Source organism: Rugamonas violacea, assembly GCF_016461825.1.
Classification (GTDB): Bacteria; Pseudomonadota; Gammaproteobacteria; order Burkholderiales; family Burkholderiaceae_D; genus Rugamonas.
Genome location: NZ_JAEMNU010000048.1, coordinates 19,609 through 41,266 on the forward strand (window position 1 = coordinate 19,609; position 21,658 = coordinate 41,266).

General features: G+C 67.8%; 22 protein-coding genes. 6 read left to right on the forward strand and 16 right to left on the reverse strand.

The genetic code is table 11. The annotated features are described in order from the left end of the window. Nucleotides 1-2: 2 nt before the first annotated feature. The 5 genes from H7U20_RS10155 to H7U20_RS10175 form a co-directional block, all read right to left on the reverse strand. Nucleotides 3-2,351 carry a methyl-accepting chemotaxis protein gene (locus H7U20_RS10155; protein ID WP_370593121.1) on the reverse strand — a complete coding sequence of 783 codons (2,349 nt, stop codon included), beginning with the start codon at nt 2,349-2,351 and terminating at the stop codon, nt 3-5. Between the two features lie 32 nt (nt 2,352-2,383). After that, entirely contained in the window at nt 2,384-2,992 is a 609-nt protein-coding gene (locus H7U20_RS10160; protein ID WP_199759038.1) for a chemotaxis protein CheW, read from the reverse strand. A gap of 3 nt (nt 2,993-2,995) precedes the next feature. Then, nucleotides 2,996-3,361, reverse strand: coding sequence for a response regulator (locus tag H7U20_RS10165; protein ID WP_233410639.1), 366 nt, complete (start codon nt 3,359-3,361; stop codon nt 2,996-2,998). Between the two features lie 18 nt (nt 3,362-3,379). Then, nucleotides 3,380-3,793 carry a response regulator gene (locus H7U20_RS10170; RefSeq protein ID WP_199759039.1) on the reverse strand — a complete coding sequence of 138 codons (414 nt, stop codon included), beginning with the start codon at nt 3,791-3,793 and terminating at the stop codon, nt 3,380-3,382. Between the two features lie 80 nt (nt 3,794-3,873). Continuing rightward, nucleotides 3,874-4,026, reverse strand: a complete 153-nt coding sequence (locus H7U20_RS10175; RefSeq protein ID WP_199759075.1) for a rubredoxin — start codon at nt 4,024-4,026, stop codon at nt 3,874-3,876. Nucleotides 4,027-4,122: 96 nt separating this feature from the next. On the opposite strand from H7U20_RS10175, the gene thiD reads away from it, so the two are divergent. Both thiD and hemL read left to right on the forward strand, forming a co-directional pair. After that, complete coding sequence (thiD, locus tag H7U20_RS10180; protein ID WP_199759040.1) at nt 4,123-4,986, forward strand: bifunctional hydroxymethylpyrimidine kinase/phosphomethylpyrimidine kinase; 864 nt, start codon at nt 4,123-4,125, stop codon at nt 4,984-4,986. A gap of 117 nt (nt 4,987-5,103) precedes the next feature. After that, complete coding sequence (gene hemL / locus H7U20_RS10185) at nt 5,104-6,396, forward strand: glutamate-1-semialdehyde 2,1-aminomutase (RefSeq protein ID WP_199759041.1); 1,293 nt, start codon at nt 5,104-5,106, stop codon at nt 6,394-6,396. Nucleotides 6,397-6,629: 233 nt separating this feature from the next. On the opposite strand, the gene H7U20_RS10190 is transcribed toward hemL, so the two are convergent. Together H7U20_RS10190 and H7U20_RS10195 are read right to left on the reverse strand one after the other, a co-directional pair. Continuing rightward, nucleotides 6,630-7,961: an ABC transporter ATP-binding protein gene (locus tag H7U20_RS10190; RefSeq protein ID WP_199759042.1), complete on the reverse strand. Its 1,332-nt coding sequence runs from the start codon at nt 7,959-7,961 to the stop codon at nt 6,630-6,632. Between the two features lie 15 nt (nt 7,962-7,976). Further along, nucleotides 7,977-9,707, reverse strand: coding sequence for an ABC transporter permease (locus H7U20_RS10195; protein ID WP_199759043.1), 1,731 nt, complete (start codon nt 9,705-9,707; stop codon nt 7,977-7,979). A gap of 289 nt (nt 9,708-9,996) precedes the next feature. Here H7U20_RS10195 and H7U20_RS10200 point away from each other — a divergent pair, with 289 nt between their 5' ends. Both H7U20_RS10200 and H7U20_RS10205 read left to right on the forward strand, forming a co-directional pair. Further along, nucleotides 9,997-10,494, forward strand: a complete 498-nt coding sequence (locus H7U20_RS10200) for a hypothetical protein (protein ID WP_199759044.1) — start codon at nt 9,997-9,999, stop codon at nt 10,492-10,494. Nucleotides 10,495-10,587: 93 nt separating this feature from the next. Then, nucleotides 10,588-11,217, forward strand: coding sequence for a glycoside hydrolase family 19 protein (locus H7U20_RS10205; RefSeq protein WP_199759045.1), 630 nt, complete (start codon nt 10,588-10,590; stop codon nt 11,215-11,217). A gap of 137 nt (nt 11,218-11,354) precedes the next feature. Here H7U20_RS10205 and corA read toward each other — a convergent pair whose 3' ends face one another. The 9 genes from corA to mpl form a co-directional block, all read right to left on the reverse strand. Continuing rightward, entirely contained in the window at nt 11,355-12,323 is a 969-nt protein-coding gene (gene corA, locus H7U20_RS10210) for a magnesium/cobalt transporter CorA (protein ID WP_199759046.1), read from the reverse strand. Between the two features lie 194 nt (nt 12,324-12,517). Continuing rightward, a complete protein-coding gene (locus H7U20_RS10215; protein ID WP_233410640.1) occupies nt 12,518-12,964 on the reverse strand; it encodes a DUF4124 domain-containing protein in 447 nt (148 codons plus the stop codon). Nucleotides 12,965-12,991: 27 nt separating this feature from the next. Further along, entirely contained in the window at nt 12,992-13,666 is a 675-nt protein-coding gene (gene mtgA, locus H7U20_RS10220) for a monofunctional biosynthetic peptidoglycan transglycosylase (protein ID WP_233410643.1), read from the reverse strand. Between the two features lie 47 nt (nt 13,667-13,713). Beyond that, on the reverse strand, nt 13,714-14,559 hold the full coding sequence (aroE, locus tag H7U20_RS10225) for a shikimate dehydrogenase (RefSeq protein ID WP_199759048.1): 846 nt from the start codon (nt 14,557-14,559) through the stop codon (nt 13,714-13,716). Beyond that, nucleotides 14,559-15,446, reverse strand: coding sequence for a TonB family protein (locus tag H7U20_RS10230; RefSeq protein WP_199759049.1), 888 nt, complete (start codon nt 15,444-15,446; stop codon nt 14,559-14,561). Before H7U20_RS10230 ends, aroE begins: the two co-directional genes overlap by 1 nt. A gap of 244 nt (nt 15,447-15,690) precedes the next feature. Then, nucleotides 15,691-17,772 (reverse strand): ribonuclease catalytic domain-containing protein, encoded by a 2,082-nt coding sequence (locus tag H7U20_RS10235; RefSeq protein WP_199759050.1) that lies wholly within the window; start codon nt 17,770-17,772, stop codon nt 15,691-15,693. Further along, nucleotides 17,769-18,398 (reverse strand): chorismate--pyruvate lyase family protein, encoded by a 630-nt coding sequence (locus tag H7U20_RS10240; RefSeq protein ID WP_370593123.1) that lies wholly within the window; start codon nt 18,396-18,398, stop codon nt 17,769-17,771. The genes H7U20_RS10235 and H7U20_RS10240 overlap by 4 nt, the downstream gene beginning before the upstream one ends. Then, complete coding sequence (locus H7U20_RS10245) at nt 18,395-18,973, reverse strand: YqiA/YcfP family alpha/beta fold hydrolase (RefSeq protein ID WP_199759051.1); 579 nt, start codon at nt 18,971-18,973, stop codon at nt 18,395-18,397. The genes H7U20_RS10240 and H7U20_RS10245 overlap by 4 nt, the downstream gene beginning before the upstream one ends. Continuing rightward, nucleotides 18,970-20,352, reverse strand: a complete 1,383-nt coding sequence (gene mpl / locus H7U20_RS10250; protein WP_199759052.1) for a UDP-N-acetylmuramate:L-alanyl-gamma-D-glutamyl-meso-diaminopimelate ligase — start codon at nt 20,350-20,352, stop codon at nt 18,970-18,972. Before mpl ends, H7U20_RS10245 begins: the two co-directional genes overlap by 4 nt. An 85-nt stretch (nt 20,353-20,437) precedes the next feature. On the opposite strand from mpl, the gene H7U20_RS10255 reads away from it, so the two are divergent. Both H7U20_RS10255 and H7U20_RS10260 read left to right on the forward strand, forming a co-directional pair. Next, a complete protein-coding gene (locus H7U20_RS10255) occupies nt 20,438-21,106 on the forward strand; it encodes a hypothetical protein (protein WP_199759053.1) in 669 nt (222 codons plus the stop codon). Continuing rightward, a complete protein-coding gene (locus H7U20_RS10260) occupies nt 21,103-21,648 on the forward strand; it encodes a TlpA family protein disulfide reductase (RefSeq protein WP_199759054.1) in 546 nt (181 codons plus the stop codon). The genes H7U20_RS10255 and H7U20_RS10260 overlap by 4 nt, the downstream gene beginning before the upstream one ends. Nucleotides 21,649-21,658: the final 10 nt, after the last annotated feature.

Sequence of the window (21,658 nt, forward strand, 5' to 3'; positions counted from 1 at the left end):
GTTCAGGCCGCAATGCGGAAGCGCGACACCGAGTTTTTCAATTCCTGCGCCAACCGCGACAGCTGCTGGATCGACTGCGCGGTTTGCTGGGTGCCGCCCTGGGTCTGCTCGGTCACCGTCAAGATGTGCTGGATGTTCTGCGCCACGCCGTTGGCCGAAGTGGCCTGCAGCCCGGTGGCGAAGGAGATCCCGGAGATCAGTTCGGCCAGCCGGTTCGACACCTGGCTGATGTCGTTCAGCGCGGCGCCGGCCGCGTCGGACAGGCGCGCGCCCTCGACCACGCCCTGGGTCGAGCGCTCCATCGCCGCGACGGCGTCGTGGGTGTCGGTCTGGATGGTGCGCACCAGCGCGCCGATCTGCTTGGCCGCCGCCGCCGAACGCTCGGCCAGGCGCTGCACCTCCTCGGCCACCACCGAGAAACCGCGTCCCGCCTCGCCGGCCGACGCCGCCTGGATCGCCGCGTTCAGCGCCAGCACGTTGGTCTGCTCGGTGATGTCGGAAATCAGCTCGGTGATCTCGCCGATCTCCTGCGACGACTCGCCCAGCCGCTTGATGCGCTTCGAGGTTTCCTGGATCTGCTCGCGGATCTCGTGCATGCCCTTGATGGCGTTCTCCACCGCCATGGAGCCCTGCCGCGCCGCCGCCACCGACTGGCGCGCCACGTCGGCCGACTCGCTGGCCGAACGCGACACGTCGGTGATCTCGTTGGCCATCTTGACCACGGTGGCGCTGGCGTCGAGGATCTCGCGCGACTGCTGCTGCGAGGCCAGCAACAGGTCGCTGGCGATGTTCTGCGCCTGGCCGGAAGCCTCGGTGACCTGCTCGGCGGTCGAGGTGACGCGGCCGACCAGCCCGCGCAGCTCCTCGACCGTGTAGTTGACCGAGTCGGCGATGGCGCCGGTGATGTCCTCCGACACCGTGGCCTGCACCGTCAGGTCGCCGTCGGCCACCTCCTGCAGCTCGTTCATCAGGCGCAGGATGGCCGCCTGGTTCTGGTCGTTCATCGCCTTGGCCTCCTCCTCCTGGCGCTGCGACTGCTGGCGCAGCGCCTCGGCCTCGCCGCGCCGCCGCTCGGCGCCACGGGCGCGGTTGTACGAATCCTGCAGCAGCACGCGGCCGATGGCGGCGGCCGACAACAGGGTCAGCATGCCGCCGGCCACCATCAGCCAAAAGGTCAGGTCGAGCGAGTCCTGGTCGGCGCGGTAGGCCTGCTGCAGCGTGGCCAGGTGCTGGCGCAAGGTCTCGTTCTGGCTGAAGATCAGCTGCTCGGCGCCCTTCGCGGCGCTGAACTTGTCGAGGTTGTCGAGGATGGCGCCGACCTGCTTCTGGTAGTTCTCGAAGGCGCCCTTGAGCGCCTCGAATTTGCCGCGCAGCTCGGCGTCGCGGCTGGCCGCCAGCTGCAGCGCCGGGCTGCCGTTGAGGAAGCCGTCGATGGTGGTGCGGAACACCGTGGTGTCGCGCCCCAGCTGGAAGGCGGTCTCCGAGCTGATGCCGCCGGAGGTGAGGAACTCGCTGGCGCTGCGGCTCATGCGCTGGGTCAGCATGGTCAGCCGGCCGATCGCCGCCAGCTCGTGGCCGTTGCCGCCGCGCGCCAGCTTCAGCGCCGAAATCTCCTCGCTCATCGCCAGCAGGCGCGGCGAGGCGGCGTTGATCTCGCGCAGCGTGCGGTCGAAGCCGCTCAGGTCGGCCTTCAGCAGCAGGATGGTGCCGGCCGCCTGTTCCGAGTTGTTCCACTGCTGGCGCGCCGCCGCCACCACCGGCGCCAGACCGGCGCGCGGCGCGCCGATGCTGCGCCCCTGGTAGTTGCCGCCGCCGGCCATCAGGCGGAAGTCGTTGTTGAGTTCCTTGCGGCTCTCCTCCAGTTGACGGAAGGCCTCGGCGTTGCCCTGCACCGCGTTGGGCGCGGCCTTGCCGATGCGCTGCGAGTGCATCAACGCGTCGCTGGCCACCTGGGTTTGCGTCGAGCGGCCGGCGCCGCGCACCGTGTTCAGCGCGACGAACAGCACCGACAGGCCGAGGCTGACGGCCAGGCTGGTCGACAGGATGCTCAGTTGGCGCTGCGGCGGCAGGTGGCCGATCAGCGGCAGCTTCAGGCCCGGGCCGGCGTCGACCGGCGCGGCGCTGCCACGGCGGCGGATGGCGTCGCGCAGGCGCAAGGGCGCGTCGGCGGCGTCGCCCGCCGGCCCCGCGGCGGCGGCGGCGGGGGCAGTCGGAGCGGAAGCGGGAGCGGGAGCGGCTGCCGCGCTGCTGGTGCCGAGAAACTGCGAGTCGCCGGCGTCGGCGAAGGCCGAGTCGGGGCCGTGGCCGGCGTCCGCTTTGTCGCGCGAGAATAAAGCCTTCATGAATCCCATTCCACCGTCTCCCATTCGTGCGGCCAGGCCGACTACAAACCGACTTGCAAAAACCGTGGCTCGCGCAGCAGCAACGCCAGGTCGAGCCTCGTCCAATGGGCGCCGTCGCGCTCGCGGAAATACTGACTGCACCAGGGCGCGGCCGGCGCCGCCCCGCCCCGCCCCGCCGCGTCGGCGTCGCCGGCCGCGTCGGACACCTCGGGCGCCTCGGCCGGCTCCAACTGGTCGAGCCGGCGCAGGCCCAGCACCTGCTCGACCAACAGCGCGCAGGGGCAGCCCAGGCCGGGCGCGAAGCTGACCAGGCGCGCCTGCGGGCCGGCGGCCACGGCGCCGATATCCAGGTAGCGGGCCAGGTCGACCACCCCGCTCAGCGCGCCGCGCAGATTGGCCAGGCCCAGATACCAGGGCTGCGCCAGCGGCACCGCCGTCAGCGCCTGCGGCGGCGCGATCTCGCTGATCTGGGTCAGGTCGAGCAGGAAGCGGCGCCCGCCCAGCTGCACGCCGAGCTCGCGGCCGCCGACCACGGCGCCGCTGGCGGCCGCCTGCATGCGTTCGAGCAGCTGCACCTGATACTGGCGCAGACGGCTGCGCCGCTCGGCGCCGTCGGGCGCCGTCACGGGATCGCGGCCGCTGGCGCTCATCGGCTACTCAAGGGCGGCGATGGACGCCAACAGTTCGGCCGCGTCGACCGGCTTGACCAGATAGTCGCGGGCGCCCTGGCGCTTGCCCCAGATGCGGTCGGTCTCCTGGTTCTTGCTGGAGCAGATGATGACCGGCACGTCCCTCAGCTCCGGGTCGCGGGCGATGGCGCGGGTGACCTGGAAGCCGTTCGCGCCGGGCATGACGACGTCCATCAGGATCAGCTCGGGCTTGTCGGCGCGGATCTTCAACAGCGCCTCCTCGCCGGATTCGGCGATCGTGACGGAAAAGCCGTTGCGCTCGAGGATCTCGGTCAGGTAGTAGCGTTCGGTGGCCGAGTCGTCGACGATCAGGATGCGGTGGATGGACATGGGGTGCCTGCGACTTTCTTATGCATGGGGGGGCAAGGCGGCCGCGCCGGCGGTGTGCTCGCGCACCGCCGCCAGCAGGCTGTCCTTGGTGAAGGGCTTGGTCAGGTAGGCGGCCGAGCCGACCATGGCGCCACGGGCGCGGTCGAACAGGCCGTCCTTGGACGACAACATCAGCACCGGCGTGGCGTGGAAGCGCGTGCTGCGCTTGATCAGCGCGCAGGTCTGGTAGCCGTCCAGGCGCGGCATCAAAATGTCGCAGAACACCAGCGCCGGCTGGTGGTCGTTGATCTTGGCCAGCGCGTCGAAACCGTCCTCGGCCAACACCACCTGATAGCCGGCCTGGCTCAGGAAGATCTCGGCCGAGCGACGGATCGTGCTGCTGTCGTCGATCACCATGATTTTCAAACCTGTCGATTGCGGCGTCGTCGTCATAGTCGGTTCACTGGGATGAGGCTACACGATAGCATAGCGCGGCGCCGCCGCGCGCCGGCGACGGGCCGGCCGGGCGGCTATTAGAACGCCACCATCTCGAAATCGTCCTTGCGGGCGCCGCATTCCGGGCAGGCCCAGTTCATCGGCACGTCGGCCCAACGGGTGCCGGCGGGGATGCCCTCGTCGGGCAAACCGGCCGCCTCGTCGTAGACCCAGCCGCAGATCAGGCACATCCAGGTCTGGAACTGCTGCGTTGTTTCGTTGCTACTCACGTTCGGCCATCCTTCTATCTAGTAAAATGCTGAATTAGGTATCTTAATCTACCCGCCGTGCAAAACCAAACTTCTCCTCTCATATTCAGCTTCGGCGTGGCCGATCCGGTCGGCGCCATCGGCGTCCAGGCCGACCTGGCGGTATTTGCCGCCCACTCCTGCAACGGCATCTCGGTGACCACCGCCCTGCTGATTGGCGACAGCGCGCGCATCGAGGACCAGCAGCAGATCGACCCCGACTGGGTCAGCGACCAGGCCCGCGTGCTGCTCGAAGACATGCCGGTGGCCGCCTTCAAGGTCGGCGCGCTGGACAACATCGAGCACGTCTCGGCGATCGCCGAGATCCTCTCGGACTACCCGGACGCGCCGCTGATCCTCGACCCGTTCAGCTCGCGCATGCCCGAGCAGCCCGACGACGGCGAGCACGAGGAGCTGCTGACGGCGCTGCGCCAACTGCTGATCCCGCAGGCCACGCTGCTGATGCTGTCGCAGGTCGAGCTGGGCCGCCTGGCCGAAACCTGGCGCGAAAGCGCCGACGAGACCATGGAGTCCGACGTCGAACACCTGCTGGCGCTGGGCTGCGAGTTCGTGCTGGTGACCGGCACCCCGGCCGGCGTCGGCGGCGAGGCGGCGCACGCCAACACCCTGGCCAACACCCTGTTCGGCGCCGACGGCATGATCAGCCACGACACCTGGCAGCACCTGCCCGGCCCCTTCCTGGGCGCCGGCGGCACCTTGTCGGCGGCGATCACCGCCAACATGGCGCGCGGCGCCGACGCCATCGAGGCGGTGCTGGCGGCGCAGGAATACACCGTCGGCGCGCTGGCCAACGCCCAGCGCTACGGCATGGGCAAGCTGGTGCCGAACCGCTTCTTCATGCTCAACCCCGCCGCCGCCGCGCCGGCCGCCGGCAGCCAATGAGCGTCGACGGCGGCCTCCGGTCGATCCACCGCCGTGGCGCCGGGCCGCCGGCCGCCAGCCCGCCTTGCCGCCGCGCCGGCGCCGCAGTTCCCCCGACAACCTTGTAAAGAACCGACCATGACCACGATCTCCAACAACGACACGCTGTTCGCCCGCGCCCAGAAAACCACCCCCGGCGGCGTCAACTCGCCGGTGCGCGCCTTCCGCTCGGTGGGCGGCACGCCGCGCTTCATCACCCGCGCCGACGGCCCCTACTTCTGGGACGCCGACGACAAGCGCTACATCGACTACATCGGCTCCTGGGGTCCGGCCATCGTCGGCCACGCCCACCCGCAGGTGGTCAAGGCGGTGCAGGAGGCGGCCACGCGCGGCCTGTCGTTCGGCGCGCCGACCGAAGGCGAGGTGCTGATGGCCGAAGAGATCTGCCGCCTGGTGCCGTCGATCGAGCAGGTGCGCCTGGTCTCGTCGGGCACCGAGGCGACCATGAGCGCGCTGCGCCTGGCGCGCGGCGCCACCGGGCGCGACAAGATCGTCAAGTTCGAAGGCTGCTACCACGGCCACGCCGACTCGCTGCTGGTCAAGGCCGGCAGCGGCCTGCTCACCTTCGGCAACCCCACTTCGGCCGGCGTGCCGGAAGACTTCGTCAAGCACACCCTGGTGCTCGACTATAACAACGTGCAGCAGCTGGAAGACGCCTTCGCCAACATGGGTGGCGAGATCGCCTGCGTCATCGTCGAGCCGGTGGCCGGCAATATGAACCTGATCAAGGCCAGCCCCGAGTTCCTGCAAGCGATGCGCCGCCTGTGCACCGCGCACGGCGCCATCCTGATCTTCGACGAAGTGATGTGCGGCTTCCGCGTCGCCCTCGGCGGCGCCCAGCAGGTCTACGGCATCGTGCCCGACCTGACCGCGCTGGGCAAGGTGATCGGCGGCGGCCTGCCGGTGGCGGCCTTCGGCGGCAGCGCCAAGTTGATGAGCCACATGGCGCCGCTGGGCGCCGTCTACCAGGCCGGCACCCTGTCCGGCAACCCGGTGGCGGTGGCGGCCGGCATGACCACCCTCAAGCTGATCCAGGAGGAAGGCTTCTACGAGCGCCTGGGCGCGACCGCGCGCCGCCTGGCCGACGGCCTGACCGCCGCCGCCAAGGAAGCCGGCGTGGTGTTCTGCGCCGACGCCATCGGCGGCATGTTCGGCCTGTACTTCAGCGCCACGCCGCCCAACAACTACGCCGAGATGATGGCCGGCGACCGCGAGCGCTTCAACGTCTTCTTCCACCACATGCTCGACGAAGGCGTCTACTTCGCGCCGGCCGCCTACGAAGCCGGCTTCGTCTCGGCCCAGCACGACGACGCCGTCATCGACGCCACCATCGAAGCGGCCCGCCGCGTCTTCAAAAAGCTCGCCGCCTGATAGCTGCAAGGGCGGGGTCAGTGCCGACATTCGGACACGAGCTGAGCTTTACTAGCGTGTATCGACAGCTCTACTGCTCAGGCCGTGTCCGAATGTCGGCACTGACCCCGCTGTGCTACTACTGCTCAGGCCGTGTCCGAATGTCGGCACTGACCCCGCTGTGCTATAGCTGAGGCCGTGTCCGAATGTCGGCACTGACCCCGCTGTGCTGACCCCGCGGTGGAGCCCGCCGCTTAGTCGGCGCCGGCCTGCTCTTCCTTGTCTTCCTTGGGCAGCTGGATCACGCCGGTGTTGAAGTTGTACTCGAACAGGTCGCCGTAGCGGCCCCACTCGATGGCCACGCGCAGCGCGCGCTCGGCCTCGTCCTCGCTCAGGGTGAAGCGCAGCAGCTTGAGGAACAGCTCTTCGGGCAAATCACCGGAACGGTCCTGCAACAGGCCGTGGCGGATGTAGGCCACCAGCGGCACGTGCTCCAACAGCTGGGCGCCGAAGATCTCTTGCCGTTCGAGGTTCTTGCCGGCCACGTAGCGGCTGCCCAGCGGCGTGACCAGAATGTCGCCTTCGGTCAGATAGGCGAAGCCCAGCAAAATCAAGCCGTTCAAGACCTGCAGCAGCTCGTCGTCGGTCAGCTCGGTCTCTTCGGCCAGCTGCGGCAGGTCGGCGCGGCCGTGGAAGGGCTCCTCGGCCAGCAGCTCCAGAATCGCCTCCATGTGCGAGATGTCGGCCTGCGGCAGACGGTCGCCCAGTTGCAGCTTGACCTCCTTTTCGCTGATCAGGCCCGGCCGCGCGGCGCCGGCCGTCATCAACTCGTAGACCTTGTCGATCAAGGCGCGCACCTCCGGCCCGGCCGCCTTGCGCGGCTGCGCCAGCGAAATCGGCAGCTCGGCGCGCACCCGCCCGGGGTCGCTGGCGAAGATCAGCACGCGGTCGGCCATCATCACCGCCTCCTCGATATTGTGCGACACCACCAGGATCGCCTTGGTGGGGATCTGGCCGGACTGCCACAGTTCGAGGATCTCCTCGCGCAGCCGCTCGCCGGTCAACACGTCGAGCGCCGAAAAGGCCTCGTCCATCAGCAGCACCTCCGGCTCCATCACCAGCGCGCGGGCGATGCCGACGCGCTGGCGCATGCCGCCCGACAGCTCGCGCGGCAGCGCGCCCTCGAAGCCGGACAGGCCGATCAGGTCGATCACCTTCTCGGCGCGCAGCGCGCGCTCCTCGGCCGGCATGCCCTGCGCCTCCAGCCCCAGCTCGACGTTCTTCTGCACCGTCAGCCAGGGGAACAGGGCGAACGACTGGAACACCATGCGGATGCCGCGCGCCGTGCCGTACAGCGGCATGCCGCGATACAGCACCTGGCCGCTGTCGGCCTGGATCAGGCCCGCCATGATGCGCAACATGGTCGACTTGCCCGAGCCGGACTGGCCCAGCAGGGCGACGATCTCGCCCTCGCGCAGCGTGAAGTCGACGCCTTCGAGCACCGATCTGGCCGAGCCGTCGGCGGCGCGGAAGTGTTTGCCGACCGCCTTCAGTTCGACGATGGGGGTGTTCTGCTGCTTGTTCATCGGATGCTCACAATGCTAAAAATGCAGTCGGCTCTCGGCCATCACATACAGCCGGCGCCAGACAAAATGGTTGAAACCCATGACGAAGATGCACATCACGCCGATGCCCAGGGCGATGCGGGGGAAGTCGCCGACGGCGGTCATCTCGGCGATGTAGCTGCCCAGGCCGTGGGCCTTCAGGGTGGTGTCGCCCCAACTGACGTATTCGGCCACGATGGAGGCGTTCCACGAGCCGCCGGTGGCGGTGATGGCGCCGGTGACGAAGCTGGGGAAGATCGCCGGCAGCAGGTAGCGGCGCCATTTCAGCCAGCCGGTCAAACCGAGGTTCTGCGCGGCGTGGCGCAACTCGGTGGGAATGGTCGAGGCGCCGGCCACCACGTTGAACAGCAGATACCACTGGGTGCCGAGGATCATCAGCGGCGACAACCACCAGTCCGGGTTCAGGTGGTAGCGCACGATCAGCACCACGGCCACCGGGAACATCAGGTTGGCCGGGAAGGCGGCGAGGAACTGCGCCACCGCCTGGGTGCGCGAGGCCCAGCGCGGATTCAGCCCGATCCACACGCCGACCGGCACCCACACCAGCGCCGCCAGCGCCAGCAGCACCAGCACGCGGGCCAGGGTGTACAGGCCGAGCACCAGCACGCGGCCGACCTCGGCCCAGCCCACCTCGGCGTGGATGAAATGGCCCAGGCTCCACAGCGCGTAGAACACCACGGCGGCGATCACCGCGTCCCAGACCCGCTGCGGCCCCAGCGAGGCTTGCTGCGGCCGGGCGCGGATCGAGGTGCCGTCGTGCTGGCGGCGGAACAGCGCGATCGAGCGGGCCAGCAGCTTGGCGAACATGTTGACCAGCCCTTGCGTGCGCTCGGTGCGGCGCAGCCAGGTCAGCAGCCAGGATTGCTGCGCCGTGTCGCTGCCGGTCTCCTCGAAGCGGAACTTGTCGGCCCAGGCCAGCAGCGGGCGGAAGAACAGCTGGTCGTACAGCAGCACGGCGATCAGCATGGCGGCGATGGCCCAGCCGATCGCGCCCAGGTCGCGCTGCTCGATGGCCAGCGCGATGTAGGAGCCGATGCCGGGCAGCTTGATGTTCTGGTTCGACACCGAGATCGCCTCCGAGGCGACGACGAAGAACCAGCCGCCCGACATCGACATCATCATATTCCACAGCAGTCCCGGCATGGCGAAGGGCAGCTCCAGGCGCCAAAAACGCTGCCAACCGGACAGCTGGAACACATCGGCCGCCTCGGACAGTTCGGCCGGCACGGTGCGGAAGCCCTGGTAGGCGGAGAACGCCATGTTCCAGGCCTGCGAGGTGAAGATGGCGAAGATGGCGGCGCACTCGACGCCGAGCAGATTGCCGGGGAACAGGGCGATGAAGGCGGTGACGGTGATCGACAGGAAGCCGAGAATCGGGATCGACTGCAAAATGTCGAGCAGGGGCACCAGCACCTTTTCGGCCAGGCGGTACTTGGTGGTCAGCGCGGCGAACACGCAGCTGAACACCACCGAGGCGCCCAGCGCGATGAACATGCGCATGGTCGTGCGCAGCAGGTAGTAGGGCAGATGGTCGGGCGACAGCGACAACGGCAGGGTCTGGCCGAGCTGGTACGGCCGCACCATCGACTGGCCGCCGTAGGCCAACAGCACGAACAGCGCCAGCACGATGGGCAGCAAGGCCCAGTCCCAGCGGTTGCCGCCGGCCTCCACCACCTGGCGGGGGAAAAATTGCCGCTTTTTAATCATTGATATGCTTTCCGGGGCCCGGCCGGCCCGACGATTCTGAAGAAAATCCGGCCAGTGTAGGCGATATGGGTGACTGCAGCATGACGCTGGGCGCCATTCTAAACGCTGGCGCCGTCCGGCGGCAAAAAACGCGGCGCCGGCGACGGCGCGGCGGCGCCGCGTCGAGCATGAAAGAATATTTCATTTTTTGCTAATATTTGAAATATTTAGCAATGTGTGAATGTTGGTGAATATTCAATCAACACAAACGCGGCATAATCCGACTCTTGATTTGATAGCGACACCAGGCATGAAACTGATAGCGGAAAAGCGGTCCCGGACGGACCAATACGACGTGCTGCGCTTCGTGCGCAACAACGGCAGTTGCGGCGACACGCTGATGCCGCGCCAGGGCATCCTGCCGCACGACCTGGTGCATTATGTGGTCGAATCGGCGCTGCCGCTGCGCTTCGGCTTCCTCAGCCTGCTGGCGCGCGGCGCCGAAGTGCAGGCGGTGATGGCCGAGGTGCACGACAAGAACAATCCCCACGTCGCCCAGGAGGCGGTGCAGGCCGAGGCCATCGTCGAAGGCTTGCAGACCCAGTTGTGGGCCGGCGCCTTCGACCTCGACGCCTTCCTGCTCGGCGCCGCCGGCGCCTGCGCGGCGCGCGAGCGCAAACCCTACGACTTCGGCGCGCTCGACGTCAAGAGCGCGCTGTACGACCGCGCCGTCGCCCTGCACCGGCAATGGCAGGCGGCGCCCTACTACAGCACCTTGTCGCTGGAGTTCAGTCCGCGCGCCCTGTAAGGCCGCACTGAGCCAGATCAAACCGCGCGCGGCCGGCCGGAACCGCGCCGGCGGCGCGGCGGTCCAAACCATGACACTCATCGGGAGTACATCATGGTCCTGGCCGACATCCTCCGCACCGCCTTCCCCGTCTGCGCCGACCCGGCCGGCTGGGCCGAGGCGCTGGCCGCGCCGCTGGCCCGCTTCGACATCGGCCAACAACGGCTGGGCCATTTCCTCGCCCAGGTCGGCTACGAATCGGGCCAGTTCAACCATATCCTGGAAAACCTGCAGTACCGCTCGGCGGCCCGACTGGTGCAGGTCTGGCCGCACCACTTCGCCAACGAGGAGGCGGCCCGGCCCTATCTGGGCCAGGACCAGTTGCTGGGCAATGTCGTCTATGCGGGCAAATTGGGCAACGGCGACGCCGCCAGCGGCGACGGCTACCGTTTCCGCGGCCGTGGCCTGATCCAGATCACCGGCCGCGGCAACTACGCCGAGGCCGGCCACGCCCTCGACCTGGACCTGCTGGCCAAGCCGGAGCTGTTGGAACAAAAAGAGCATGCCGCGCTCAGCGCCGCGTGGTTCTGGGCCAGCCGGGGACTGAACCCGCTGGCCGACCAGGCGGCCGACGAGCAACACATGGAGAATTTCAGCCGCATCAGCGAGCGCATCAACGGTTCGACGCGCAGCGTGCCGGAGCGCTTCCAGCTGTACCGCCGGCTGGCGCCGCTGCTGGCCTGAGCCGCCACGGACGGGCGGAGTCGAGGTGCAAACAATGCCAGCAAGCCAGGAAAACCCAGCGGCGCAAATCTGGGGTCAGACCCGGCGGGTCTGACCCCGGCTCTTTGCCGTTGGGTGGTTTGTGGCCGCCGGCCCACCTACTTGAGCCAGCCGCGCCGGCGGAAGTACCAGAACGGCGCGATGGCGCTGGTGAGCATCAGCGCCAGCGCGAAGGGGTAGCCGAGCGACCAGTCCAGCTCGGGGAACCAGCCCTTGAAGTTCATGCCGTAAATCGAGGCGATCAAGGTCGGCGGCAGGAAGGCCACACTGGCCACCGAGAAAATCTTGATGATCTTGTTCTGGTTGATGTTGATGAAGCCGACGGTGGCGTCCATCAGGAAGTTGATCTTGTCGAACAGGAAAGAGGTGTGGCCGTCCAAGGATTCGATGTCGCGCAGAATCTGCCGCGCCTCCTCGAACTGCTCCGAGTTGAGCAGGCGGCCGCGCATCAGGAAGCTGACGGCGCGGCGGGTGTCCATCATGTTGCGGCGGATGCGCCCGTTCAAGTCTTCCTCGTGGGCGATGGCGTTCAGCGCGGCGGCCGCGTCCTGGTCGGTGAACTCTTCCTGCAGCACGCGGCCGGAAACCTCTTCCAGGTTCTGGTAGATGCCTTCCAGCGCGTCGGCCGAGTATTCTGCGTCGGTGGCGTAGAGGTCGAGCAGCACATCCATGTAGTCGGCGATCGAGCCGGGCCGCGAGCGGGCGCGCATGCGCACCAGGCGGAACACCGGCAGGTCGTCGGTGTGCACCGAGAACAGCATCTTGCGCGCCAAAATGAAGGCCACCGTGACGATGCGCGAGGGGCCGTCGTCCTCCTCCAGCAGGAAATCGGTGCGCAGGTGCAGGTCGCCGTTCTCCGCCTCGTAGTAGCGGGCCGAGGCCTCGATATCCTTGACCTCGTCTTCGCCCGGCAGGGTCACGCCATAAATCGCCTTGACCCAGGCCCGCTCGTCGTCGTTGGGATCGGTCAGGTCAACCCAGACCGGTTCCACGTTTTCCAGATCCTCGCGCGAGTCGATGGGCACCTGGTTGAGCCGGCCATTTTGCAGGACAAAAACATTAATCATGGGCACTCTCAGCCGACGGTTGGTATGGACGGCCACTCCGCGCGGCCCGGTATGGCGGGCGCGGATGACGCGGCATGGCGGGCGCGGCCCCGTTCAGGTGCGCCAAATTCGAAACAGCGCAAGTGTACCCGCAAAGCCCTTTTGCCGACCACCCCGGCGTGCTATTTTTTACACGGCCAGGCGCGCCGGCGCGCTCAGCGCGTTGCCTTTTCGATCATCTTGTCCTGCATGGTCGCTGGCCCGGCCTCGGCCGGCTCGGCCTTGGGCGTCCGGGGCGGCTCGATGCCGCGCGTCGCCAGCGGCTTGACCACCCGGCTGCTGGGATCGGCGGCCGTGCAATCGACGTCCGACAGCACGGTCTTGCCGTCGATCACGCACTTGCGCAGCACGCCGGCCGGCGCCGCGCCGGCGGCGCCGGCCGTGCTAGCAGCGCTGGCGTTGACATTGGCGCCGCCGGCGCCGCCCTGCCCCGCCGTCGCTTGTTGCCGGTGTTCGAGCGTCTGCCCGCGCAGCCGCGCCAGCGCCTCGGCGAACAGATTGCGCTCCTGGCGCATCGACATCATGGCCGCCATGGCGACGGCCGCCAGCGCCGCCATCACGATCGCCACCTGGATCAGACCGATACCGCGCTGCCGTCCCATCGCACCCTCCCTGGAGAAACTAAACCCTCACGGCAATTCGGCCGACCCCATGCGGCGCAGAATCACCCCGGTGCGCCGCGCCAGATAACCGGAGTCGCGGTGCTTGTCGAAGAAGCGTGGATTGGGCAGCATCACCGCCAGCTTGGCGGCCTGCGCCGCGCCCAGGTTGGCCGCGCTGACGCCGTAATAATGCCGCGCCGCCGCCTCGGCGCCGAACACGCCGGTGCCGAACTCGACCACGTTCAGATAGATCTCAAAGATACGCTCTTTGTCCATCATCGTCTCTAACATGTAGGTGATGGCCAGCTCCTGGCCCTTGCGCAGATAGCTGCGCGAACCGGACAGGAACAGGTTCTTGGCCAGCTGCTGGGTGATGGTCGAGCCGCCCGACACCACCTTGTGCTTCTTGTTATTTTTTTCATACGCTTTTTGCAGCGCCTCCCAATCCACCCCCTCGTGCTCGGAGAAGTTGGCGTCCTCCGAAGCGATGATGGCCCGCTTCAGATTGTTGGAAATGCGCGTGTAGGGCACCCACATCTGCTGGATGTTGGCGTTCGGATTTTTCTCCTGCAACACGCTCTGCTGCTCGCGCATGAAGCTGCTCATGCCCGGATCGTGCTCGACCCACCAGCAGATATGCAGGAAGTAATACAGCTGCACGAACAACAGCAGCAGCACGGGGATGATGAAGATCCACTTCAGCCAGCCGCCGCGCCGTGGCGCCTTGCCACCGCGCGCCGCCGCCCGACTCACAGGGCGGCCCGCATTTGCGCCAGCACGGCGGCCGTTTGCGGCCGCACGCCGCGCCAGACGGCGAAGGCCTCGGCGGCCTGCTGCACCAGCATGCCCAGGCCGTCGCGGGTCTGCGCGCCGTGGCCGGCGGCGAACCGCATGAAGACGGTCGGCTCCTTGCCATACATCATGTCCAGCGCCAGGGTGGCGGGGCCGAACACGCCGGCGGGAATCGGCGGCAGCTCGGCGCTCAGGCTGGCCGAGGTGGCGTTGACGACGATGTCGAACCGGCCCTCGATGTCGGCGAAACCGCAGGCCGACACCACGCCGGCGCCGCCCAGCGCGGCGAACTGCTGCACCAGCGCCTCGGCCGTGGCCACGGTGCGGTTGGCGATCAGCAGCTTGGCCGGGCAATGTTCCAGGATCGGCAGCACGACGCCGCGCGCCGCGCCGCCGGCGCCCAGCAGCAGCACGCGCTTGCCGGCGATGGCCACGCCGGCGTTGTCGACGATGTCGGCCACCAGCCCGGCGCCGTCGGTGTTGTCGCCGATGATGCCGTCGGCCGTGAAGTGCAGGGTGTTGACCGCGCCGGCCGCCTGCGCCCGCATGGTCAGCGCCTGCGCCACCTTGCAGGCCTCCAGCTTGAACGGCACGGTGACGTTGGCGCCCTTGCCGCCCTCGGCCATGAAGCGGCGCACGGCGCTGAAGAAGCCGTCGAGCGGCGCCAGGCGTTTGTCGTACACCAGTTGCTGGCCGGTCTGGGCCGCGAAGGCGGCGTGGATGTCGGGTGATTTGCTATGCGCGATCGGGTTGCCGAACACGCAGTAGCGATCGATCCGGTCGAGGGGGTCCAGCTGGTCCATTAATGTCCTCCGCCGTTCATGTCGGCCTGCAGCCGGTCTTCACGGGTGAATTTGAATGTGGTGATGATGACCCACAGGTCATCCTTTTCGTTCGACAGCATGTTCGGCGGGAACTTGCCGAACGGCGCCGAGCGGCGCACGATGTTCAACGCCGCCGCGTCGAGCGCGGCGTTGCCCGAGCTGCGGTCGATCTTGGCGCCGCCGTCGCGCTGGTAGATGGTGCCATCCTGGAACACCGGGATCGAGATCACCAGTTGGCCGTACAGCTTGCGGCCGTTCTGCTGCGGGAAGTTGAGCGTGCCGACGTCCTCGATGCGCTTTTGCATCGTCTTGTAATAGATCGCATAGCCGACCCCGCGCGTGCTCGGCGTGACGAAGGTCTTCTTCGGCCGCTTGTTCTGGTCCTCGATGGTCTCGCTGATCTCGGCGCTCATGCGGGCGATGGCCTTGCTGCTCTCCAGCAGGTCGGCGCCGTTCGGCGTCGGGTCGGGCAGGCTCTTCTCGGTCAGCGGCGCGGCGGCGAAGGCGGTGGGCTTGCCGGTCTGGGTCAGCAGCTCGCTCTGCTTTTGCTCCAGCTCGCTGATGCGCCGCTTGGCCGCCTTCACGCTGTCGCCCGTTTCGACCTTGCGCATGTCCGGCAGCGGCGACTTGCTGCGGCCGCTGTCGACCGTGCCGCCGCCGTCCAGATTGGCCTGGGCCAGGGCGTCGGCCTTCAAGGGCGCCTTGTGGTGCTTGGCGTTGACCAGGATCACTTCGAGGCCGGGATCGGTGGGCTGCAGCCGGAACGTCGTCGGGGCGACAAAATGCACCGCCAGCAAGGCCCCATGGACCAGCAGGGAAATGCCGATGGCGGTGTAGAGGAAGCGGTTTTCTTGGAAGGACTTCACGCGGTGCCGGGCGGATGGTTGGATCGAAAGATGGGCTGATTCTACGTCATGGCACCGGGCGGCTGCGATATATTTTTGGCCGCGCTCAAGGTGCCGGGGTGGCGGCGAAACCCAGCGGCGCAGAGCTGGGGTCGGACCCGCCGGGTCCGACCCCGGTTTCCGCCCTTGGGTTTGGTCGGCGCCACAGATGGAGCAACGGCGGACCTTGCGGCCCGCCGTCTTATAAAAAAACAATGCTATCGGCTTAGTCGGCCGGCGGCGCGGCGGCGGCCGCCTCGCCATCGGCCTCGACCACTTCGAGCTCGACGTCGGCGGCGCCCTCGACCTTGGCGGCCTCGGCCTCGGCGTCGGCCTCGGCTGCCGGCGCGCCGTCGGCGCCATCCTCGTCCTCGTAGTCCAGCTCGGCGTCGGCGGCCACCGTGGCGGCCACCGGAATCTCCAGCAGGCGGGCCTCGATCGACAGGTCGACCTCGTCCCAGCGCAGGATGTCGAGCTTGACCTGGGCGCCGCGCGCCACCTGCGGCATGCCCGGCAGCTTGATGATCAGCGGAATGTCCACCAGGCGCAACACCTCATCCTTCAGCACCACGGCCTCGACCTGGCGCGCCTCCTGCTGGCCCAGCCAGCGCAGGCACCAGTAGCGTTCCATGTTCGACTGGAAGTCGCCATAGGCGGCGTAGGCGGCGTCGAAGGCCGAGACGATGGCGAACAGGTTGGCGTCCTTCGGCTTGAACGGCGCCACCAGCGGCGCGGTCACGCCGTGCTCGGCGCAGGCCAGGATCTGCCACTGGTTGACCAGGTCGGTGTAGCGGCGCAAGGGCGAGGTGCTCCAGGCGTACTGGTCGACGCCCAAGCCCTGGTGCGGCGCGGCATGGGTGACCATGCGCACCTGCATCTTGGCGGCCCAGCCGCCGCTGCCGCCGCCCTGGGCGCGGTAGATGCCGGGCACGCCGTGCTCGTGCATGAGCTTGCCCCAGCTGCTGTTGGCGAAGATCATCAGCTCGGCGACGATCTTGTCGAGCGGCGCGCCGCGCTTGCGGCGGCTGACGGTGACCACGTCGTCCTCGACGTAGAAGTTGAAATCGACCCGGTTGTTCTGCTCCGGCTTCAGGCCGAAGCCCTCGCGCTTGGCCATGCGGCCCTGTTCGAGCTGCTGGGCCCATTGCCACAGCAACGCCAGCTCGGCCTTGTGGGCGTACTCGCCGGCGCCGCTGGCCAGGGTTTCCTCGTTGACCAGCTCGTCGAGGTCGTTGTGGCGCAGGTTGCTGGCGATCGGCACCAGCTCGGCGCGCGTCTCGGTCTTGAGCACGCTCCAGTCGGCCGGGTCCAAGGTGGCGTACAGCGACAGCGCCGGGCAGGTCTTGCCCTCGGCCAGGGTGAAGGCGTTGACGATGGCGTCCGGCAGCATGGTGATCTTGTCGCCCGGCATATACACGGTGGACATGCGGCCGCGCGCCATCTTGTCGACCACGTCGTCGGGCTTGATGCCCAGCGCCGGCGCGGCGATGTGGATGCCGACCTTGACCTTGCCGTCGGCCAGGTGGGTGATCGAGAAGGCGTCGTCGATCTCGGTGGTGGTCACGTCGTCGATCGAGAACGCTTGCACCTCGGCCAGCGGCAGCTTGCCCGGCGCCTGCGGCACGGGCACGTCGGGGAAGCCGGCGCCACGCGGGAAGTTCTCGAAGAGGAACTTGGACATGTGCAAGTCCTTCGGCGAGGCGATGCCGCCGGTGGCCAGCATCAGCCGCTGCGGACTGCTGTGCAGCTCGTTGCAGGCCGCTTCCATCGCCTTGTATTCGATGGAGTTCTTGTCCGGCTTGAACAGCAGTTGCAGCACGATGTTCTGCATCGACTCGGGCAATTTATTGGCCTTCAACTGCTCGACATAGCCGGCCTGGATCAGCGCCTGCTGCTGCTTCTTCTCAATGCCGGCCTGGGCCGCGCGCAAGGATTGTTCCGGCGCCGCCTTGTAGCGGCCCCGGCCTTTTTTGTAGAAGTAGATCGGCGCCGTGTGCAGGCTGAGGATCAGGCCGGCCGCCTCGAAGGGCAGCGGGGCGTGGCCGAAGTACTCGACGCCCAGCTCGGCGAAGCCGAACTCCTCCTCGCCGGCCACTTCCCACAGGAAGTCCAGGTCGATCTCGGCGGCCACTTTCCTGGCCTGCTCGTGCAGCTCGGCCGGCGCCGGTTTTTCGTACTGCAGCAGCACGTCCTTGACCTTGACCTTGGTGCGCTTGCCGCTGGCCATCTCCACCTGATAGGCCTCGCCCGCTTGGGAGAGCACGGTGCCGACCTTGAAATCGCCGGATTCTTCAAAAAATAGGTTCATTGCTCGTTTCGATTCATTATTGTTGTGTTGTTCTGCGGTACCAGGTCGAGCACGCTCGGCAGGAAGACCTCGGTAACCAGCAGCAATCCTTGGTGGCGCCGATACAAACAGCGCCGGGCATACAGTATCTGTTCGGGCGGCAGCGGCCGGCCGGCGCCGTTCAAGCCGCCCAGCGCCAGCCTGGCCCGCTCGCTGAGCGGGTGGCCGGCGCGCAGGCGGGCGAACTCCAATTCGCCGCGCCGCACCAGCGGGTCGCCGAACAGCGTCGAGCCGAGCGAACGCTCGCCCAGCGCGCTGAACAGCGGCCAGTCGCTGGCCGTGGCCGCCAGCGGCACCGCCGTGTGGGCGTACACCACCGGCGTATTATCACACCGCAGCAGCACTTCGCGTTCCCACACCCGGCCGGCGCGCGGCAAACCGATCGCCGCCGCCTCGTCGCTCAGGCAGCGGCCGCTGCGCTGGCGCAGGCGCTGGATGCGGAACGCCTGGCTGTGCGCCTTCAATTTGGCCGTCAGCGAGGCGCCGGTGGTGAGCCAGTGGCGCAGCGCGGCCGGCGCGTTGACGCCGCCCACATGTTCGATCCAACGTGCCTGGCGCAGCGACGCGGGCCGTGCCGGCGCCGTCACCGCTGCGCCCCGACACCGCAGAAGGCCAGCACCGGCGGCAGATAATCGGCGAACTCGGCGATGCCGTGGTCGCTGCCCTCGATGAGCTGCTGCCGCGCGCCCGCATAGTGCGCCAGCATATCGCGATAGTCCAGCACTTCGTCGCCGGTGGCGGCGAGCAGGAAATAACGCCCGGGCCGGCTGATGCGTTCGACCGCCAGCGCGTCCAGCTCGGCCAGATACTCATGCTTGAACTCGAACGGCTCGTCGGAGTGGAACTGGGTGCCGACGCCGACATGCTGGTCGAGGTTGCGCAGCGGCGTCACCGCCGGGTTCAGCAGCACGGCGCGGCAGCCGAGGCGCTCGGCCAGCCAGGTGGCGTAGTAGCCGCCCAGCGAGGAGCCGACCACGCTGAGGCGCTCGGCCGGCACGCCGTCGACCAGTCGCAGCGCCAACGCCATCGCCGCCGCCGGCGAGGCCGGCAGTTGCGGGCAGACGAAGTCGGCCGCCAGGCCCAGCTCGGCCATGCGGGCGCCGACCAGGCGCGCCTTCATCGAGCTGGGCGAGGAGCGGAAACCGTGCAGGTACAGGATCATTTTGCCAGCGCCTCAAGGATCTTCTGGTGCACGCCGCCGAAGCCGCCGTTGCTCATCACCACGATCTGGTCGCCCGGCCGGGCGGCGGCGGCGATCGCCGCCACCAGCGCGTCGAGCTGCTCGTAGGCGCCGGCCTTGGCGCCCAGCGGCGCCAGCGCGTCGGCCAGGCTCCAGCCCAGCGCCTCGCGGCTGCCGAAGCCGAACACCAGGTCGGCCTCGGCCAGGCTGCCCGGCAAGGCATCCTTCATCGCGCCCAGCTTCATGGTGTTGGAGCGCGGCTCCAGCACGGCCAGGATGCGGCTCGCCGCGCCGACCTTCTGGCGCAGGCCGCCGACGGTGGTGGCGATGGCGGTCGGGTGGTGGGCGAAGTCGTCGAACACGCTGATGTTGTCGACCACGCCGCGCAGCTCCATGCGCCGCTTGACGTTCTCGAAGCGGGCCAGCGACTGCGCCGCCTGGGCGATCGGCACGCCGACGTGGCGCGCCGCCGCGATGGCGGCCAGCGCGTTGGCGCGGTTGTGCCTGCCGGTCAACTGCCACTCGACGCGGCCCGCCGTCTCGCCGCGGAACACCACGTCGAAGCTGCCGTCGGCGTGCTCCTTGAGGGTCCAGTCGGCGCCGGCGCCGTGGCCGAAGCCCTCGTGCTCGCTCCAGCAGCCGCGCCCGATGACGCGCCGCAACGACGCCTCGTCGGCGTTGACCACCAGCCGGCCGATGCCGGGCACGGTGCGCACCAGGTGGTGGAACTGGGTTTCGATGGCGGCCAGGTCGGGGAAGATGTCGGCGTGGTCGTATTCCAGGTTGTTCAGCACGGCCGTCTTGGCATGGTAGTGGACGAACTTGCTGCGCTTGTCGAAGAAGGCGGTGTCGTACTCGTCGGCCTCGATGACGAAGAAGGCCGACTCGGCGCTCTTGCCGTCGGCGTGGCCGGACAGGCGCGCCGAAACGCCGAAGTTCATCGGCACGCCGCCGATCAGGAAGCCCGGCGCGTAGCCGGCGTCTTCCAGGATCCAGGCCAGCATCGCCGAGGTGGTGGTCTTGCCGTGGGTGCCGGCGACGGCCAGCACCCATTTGTCGCGTAATATATGTTCGCCCATCCACTGCGGCCCGGACACATAGGGCAGGCTGCGGTTGAGGATGGCCTCGACCAGTGGATTGCCGCGCGAAACAACGTTGCCAATCACATAAAGGTCGGGCTTGAGTTCGATCTGTTCGGGGCCGAAGCCCTGGATCAGTTCGATGCCCTGGGCTTCCAGTTGGGTGCTCATCGGCGGATAAACGTTGCTGTCGCAGCCGGTGACGCGGTGGCCGGCCTCTTTCGCCAGTACGGCCAGGCCGCCCATGAAGGTGCCGCAGATGCCGAGTATATGAATATGCATGTTATGAGTTGCGTTGGGCGAATGGTCAAGTATGGGATTTTACCCGACGCAGTGACTTTTACCGGTTGAGAGTATGATCTCGTCCATGATGCCCAAGCCCCACGAGGATGCCCAGCTGTTGCGCGCCGAGATCGCCGCCGCCGCCGCGCGCCTGATCGCCCAGGACGGCGCCGACTACAGCAGCGCCAAACGCAAGGCGGCGCGGCAGATCCTCGGCGAGGCCCAGGCGGGCGCCAACGTGCTGCCCGACAATGCCCAGATCGAGGCCGAGCTGCGCCTCTACCAAGCCTTGTTCAAGGCCGACAGCCAGCCGGCCCGCCTGTTCCGCCTGCGCACCATGGCGCTGCAGGTGATGGAATCGCTGGCCCCGTTCCAGCCCTTCCTGACCGGCGCCGTGCTGAACGGCACGGCCGGGCCGCACGACGACATCCACCTGCAGCTGTTCGCCGACAGCGCCAAGGAGGTCGAGATCTTCCTGCTCAACCGCAACGTCAGCATCGACATCAGCGAGACGCCACACTTCAAGGGCGGCCGCCACGATCCGGTCGAGACGGTCAGCTTCCTGTGGCACAAGGAGGGCGTGCACGCCGCCCTGTACGATCTCGACGACCTGCGCGGCGCGCTCAAGCCGCGCAACGACGGCAAGACCATCCGCAGCGACATCGCCGGCCTGCGCGCCCTCTTAGTTAGTAGCAGCGCCGGGCAGGCCGGCCCGGCGGCACCATTCGACTCCACCAACCAACCACCACCATGACCAAAAAGAACCTGATCGCCTACACCGTCATCGCCCTGATGTTCGGCGCCATGGGCGCCTATGTCGCCACCCAGCATAAACAAGCGGCGCCGATCACCAACACCATCGCGCCCGGCGTCACCGGTCCGGTCGACGCACTATATAAGCAGTCGCTGCCCGACGCCGCCGGCACCACCCAGGCGCTGGCCCGCTTCAAGGGCAAGGCCCTGCTGGTCAACTTCTGGGCGCCGTGGTGCGGCCCGTGCGTGCAGGAGATGCCGGAACTGTCCGCGCTGCAGGCCGAGGGCGTCGGCAAGAACGTGCAAATCATTGGCATCGGTATCGATACGCCGTCGAACATCGCCGAATTCGCCGGAAAATTCAAGATCGCCTACCCGGTTTACGTGGCCGGCATGGGTGGCACCGACCTGTCGCGCCAATTCGGCAATGCCGCCGGCGGATTGCCATACACGGTATTGATCGGAGCCGATGGACAAGTCAAGAAGACTTATCTAGGGCGCCTGAAGTTTGACCAGCTGCGTGCGGACTTGGCAACACTATAAATAGTTTTGC